This window comes from Chrysiogenia bacterium (assembly GCA_020434085.1).
GTDB lineage: Bacteria > JAGRBM01 > JAGRBM01 > JAGRBM01 > JAGRBM01 > JAGRBM01.
Window position 1 is genome coordinate 1 of sequence record JAGRBM010000367.1, and the last position, 1,610, is coordinate 1,610.

The following is a 1,610-nucleotide window of genomic DNA, read 5'->3' on the forward strand; positions in this document are numbered from 1 at the left end:
ACCGAGGGCTCTTTGGAGGGACCGCCCAGCAGAAATCCGAACAGGGTAAGCAGCAGCATGAGCGCGCCGGCCGCCAGGAGCAGCCCGCTAAAGACGGCGCCCAGGGTCATCGCGCCGGCGGAACCCAGGATGGCGACCTTCCAGGCCGGGGCCTCGCGAAGGCGCGTGAACAGGTTGTCCTGCTGGCCGAACGTCGAAAAATCACGCGGCGTGCGCTCGTTGCCAAAGCGCTTGGCGAAATCACCCCAGAAATCGTTGGAATCAGCCATGGCTGCCCATCTCCCTCATTGGCCGCCCAAATTACCGCAGCCCCGCCGGGGGCGCAAGGCGCGGCGCGGCACGCAGACCGCCCCAAACGGGCATCTGCCGGCCCCTCAAAGCCCGAAAATGCGGGGTAGATCACCAACTTAGGCCACCGCCGGGTGCTATAATATAAATATGTACTGGCTCTGGCAGATACTGCGCAGCGGGGTGTTCACGGGACTCGAGGTCCTCGTGCTCGTCCATCTGTGTCGCAGCTTTGCCCCCCTGGGGCGCCTGCACCGCCGCTGGCTCATCGGCGCGGGCGTCGCGCTCTTCGTAGCCAATTTCGCCTACAAGCCGGTGAAGTGGTTCCTCTATCCCACGCCCGAATCGAGCGCGCTGCACTCGTTTCTCTACCGCTCCTACGTCACGGCGTTCTTTCTGATCGGCGTGAGCGCCCTGCTGCTGGGCGCGGCGCTGGTGCTCCACTACTGGTGGGAGCGCTGGCGCATCCCTCGCCCTGAGGAACGGCACATGATGTCGGCCGAGCATGCGGCGCCGGGTCTCACGCGGCGGGCTTTCCTCTCCCAGGGCCTGGCCTACGGCGCGGCGGGCGGGCTCTCGCTCTCGACGGGGGCCTCGGCCTGGGCCGTGCTGACCAGCGAGAACAAGGGCGTCGACGTGCGCCGCGTGCGCGTGCCGCTCTCCGAGCAGCACCGCCACCTGCACGGGCTTCGCATCGCGCAGATCACCGACATCCACGTCGGACCGTTCCTGCGCGGTGAGGAACTCGAAAAACTACTTCGCCAGGTCGTGCGCGAGGGCGCGGACCTCATCGTGCACACGGGCGATCACTACAACATGGAACGCGAGTACGCCGACGAGGGGGCTCGCTCACTCTCCCTGCTGCGCGCGCCCCACGGCGCCTATGCGGTACCGGGCAATCACGATCGCTATTTTGGCGTGGAGAAATTCGAAGCAATCTTCGAGCAGAAGGGCATTCGCGTGCTTCGCGCCAGCAGCCTCGAAGTACCCGGCATTTCCGGGCTCGTCCTTCACGGCATCAACGATCCCGAGTCCAAGCTCCCGGCGAGTTTTCCTGAAGTCGATGCGCTCGCGAAGAATCTCGACGCGAGCAAGTTCAACCTGCTGCTCTCGCACCGGCCCGAGGCGTTCGACCACGCGCGCGGTTTCGACCTCACGCTCGCCGGGCACACCCACGGCGGCCAGGTGCGCGTGCCGCTCCCCTTCGGCGGAGCGCTTGCCCCGGCGCGGCTCATTCACCCCTACGACTGGGGACTCTTTGAAAAAGAGGGCCGCCGCCTCTACGTCTCCAGCGGCCTGGGCTACGCAGGCCCCCCGGTGCG

General features: G+C 66.5%; 2 protein-coding genes. One reads left to right on the forward strand and one right to left on the reverse strand.

Annotation, left to right across the window (positions count from 1 at the left end):
* Positions 1 to 269: hypothetical protein (locus KDH09_12780; protein MCB0220567.1), on the reverse strand; the 269-nt coding region annotated here is incomplete at its 3' end.
* A gap of 169 nt (positions 270 to 438) precedes the next feature.
* On the opposite strand from KDH09_12780, the gene KDH09_12785 reads away from it, so the two are divergent.
* A partial coding sequence (locus KDH09_12785) for a metallophosphoesterase (protein MCB0220568.1) occupies positions 439 to 1,610 on the forward strand: 1,172 nt, incomplete at its 3' end.